We start from the raw sequence: 2252 nt of genomic DNA on the forward strand, positions 1-2252 counted from the left end.
CGCCAACGCCAGCCACACATCGTCCGGGGCTACTTCGGCGGCCCGCACGTCCGCTACATCCTCGAATAGAACCCTTTGAGTTTCGGATCAATAGATCGAATGACTAAGTCAATACCCTACTTTCGTGGCATACGTCTCAGCGGCCGAGCGCCGCCCTCAACTGACCAAAGCGGCCATCGACCTCTGAGCAGGGGAGGTGTCGCGGCGGGAAGCGCACGCGCGATCGCTGCCGGGGTGGGCTTCGCCCATCTCGTCCAGGTCCTTGCCGCCGAAGGTCGGCAGGAGGTGCAGGCGCAGCAGGCCAGGGGCCGTGCAGCGGAAGGGGGACGGTCCCCGTGACGAGCTGTCAGGGGGACCGTCCCCGATGAGCGTCGCATCCCCGTCCCAAACGTCTGGGAACCGTGCACCACGGCGTCTCGGGGACCGGTCCCCGTCGCTCTCCCTGCAGCCACAGCGGCGGTCTCGACCGCGCCAGTGCCCTTCCAGATCTCATGCCAGATCCGCCGAATTGTTCCGGCCGCTGCCCTCATCTGCCATCGCTCGGCGCCCGGCGGCTCAGCTCCCCCTCCGAACACCCCGGAGGGGCCTTGACCCAATGTGATGGTCGCCCAACGCGGGGTTCCACAGAAGGCGGCCGGGCAGGCGCACGACCCGGTGCGCCTGCCCGCCGCGTGACGTCGAGGCCGCTACTTCCGCACGCCGGTCGCGTTGAACTCCTGTACGCCGACCTTTCCGTTCTGGTTGCTGTTGCGCACGTAGAGCCGGATGTTGGTGGTGGCGACGTTGGCCGACGGTCGGTAGACAACCGGCGCCGCCGTGTTGATCGCCTGGTAGGGCATGATGTCGATCCAGGCGTTCTGTCCGGCACTCCACCGCTGCACCTTCCAGTGGGTGGACATCCAGGTGCAGCAGTTGTCCTGCTGGATGGTGAAGGCGAACCGCTCGTAGTCGGCGCCGAGATCGAACTGCACCCAGGACTCGTTCACGTTGGAGCTGGCCTCGCCGGTCTCGGTGACGCCGTCCCAAAGCTTGCCGAGGCCGCTGTCCCAGGCACTGCGCTGCGACAGGGTGGAGTGGTCGGCCAGGTTCTCCCTGGGCACCTTCCGCCGCAGCCCGGCGTACGCCGGTTCCAGGCCCGCCTGGTTCATGATGGTCCGCGCCTCGGCCGGCCACGCACCATCTGTCACCACGTGCGGTGGCCCGTCGCCGTCGTAGATGGCCCCGTTGAGCCAGTTGTCGGCGAAGTCGGTGTAGTTGTGTGACGCGTACACCGACAGGGGCTTGCGGTAACGCGGGGAGAAGTCGAACCGCCCGTCCTTTCCGACGTTGTAGTCCCAGCGGGTCTGGTGACTCTGGTTGTCGCTGTAGTAGTTCGCGGTCGACGTCGAGTGGTGCACGTAGTTGTGGCTGATCACGCTGCCCGGCCACGACCCGAACGAGTAGACGGCCCCCGAGTCGTGCACCCCCCAGGACGTCTTGGACGTGGCGTTGTACACCTCGTTGTGGCTGAACGTCGTCTTGCCGATCCCGTCCACCCCGTCGAGGAGGCTGGTCTCCTCCGCCTTGCGCTGATGGAAGCCGCTGTATGCGGTGTCGTAGACGAGGTTGTGGGTGACTGCCACGTTGTAGGTGTTCATCAGGCTGATCCCGGTCGCCGGGAAGAAGTCGTCACCGGTGTCGGTCACGACGTTGTTGCTGATCGTCACGTTCTTGGTGCGCTGGGCGCCGTTGACGTGCACGTCCATCCACCGGCCGGCGATGACCCCGGCGGCGGTCAGGTTGTGGAAGAGGTTGCCGGTGACGGTGACATCCTCTGCTCCGGTCAGCAGCTGCAGTCCGCCGCTGCCCATCTTGCGCACGGTGTTGTCGGTGAAGGTGATGTCGCGGGCGTTGGTCAGCTTGATCTGACCGGGCACCTCGCCGCCGTAGCCGTCGTGGTTCGGATCCTTGAAGGGGTCATCCGCGTACTGCGCCTCCGCTTGCGTGCCGCCGATGAACCGGTCGCGAGGCATCAGCCAATTGCCGTGCTCGAACGTGATGCCGTCGAACGCGATCGCGCTCGCCTTCGCGGACGGGCTGGACCCGGCCACGTTCACCAGCGTCTCCACCGTCGGCACGTACGCCCCGGCCTGGTTGACGTCCTCTCCCGCCCGCGGGTAGTAGTACACCTTGTTCGTCGCCCGGTTCAGGTACCACTCGCCGGGGGAGTCCAGCTCCTCGAACGCGTTGAGCACGTAGAACGTGTCGTCGTA

1 protein-coding gene and 1 pseudogene are annotated in these 2252 nt (G+C 66.2%); one reads left to right on the top strand and one right to left on the bottom strand.

The window, feature by feature from the left end; translation table 11 throughout:
* Positions 1-124: 124 nt before the first annotated feature.
* A pseudogene (locus HDC93_RS39890) lies at positions 125-246 on the top strand (TetR/AcrR family transcriptional regulator); the annotation flags it as partial.
* Between the two features lie 440 nt (positions 247-686).
* Here HDC93_RS39890 and HDC93_RS37535 read toward each other — a convergent pair.
* Positions 687-2252: right-handed parallel beta-helix repeat-containing protein (locus HDC93_RS37535; RefSeq protein WP_185015236.1), on the bottom strand; the 1566-nt coding region annotated here is incomplete at its 5' end.

The sequence above is a fragment of the Streptomyces sp. AK010 genome (assembly GCF_014207295.1).
Taxonomy (GTDB): Bacteria; Actinomycetota; Actinomycetes; order Streptomycetales; family Streptomycetaceae; genus Streptomyces; species Streptomyces massasporeus.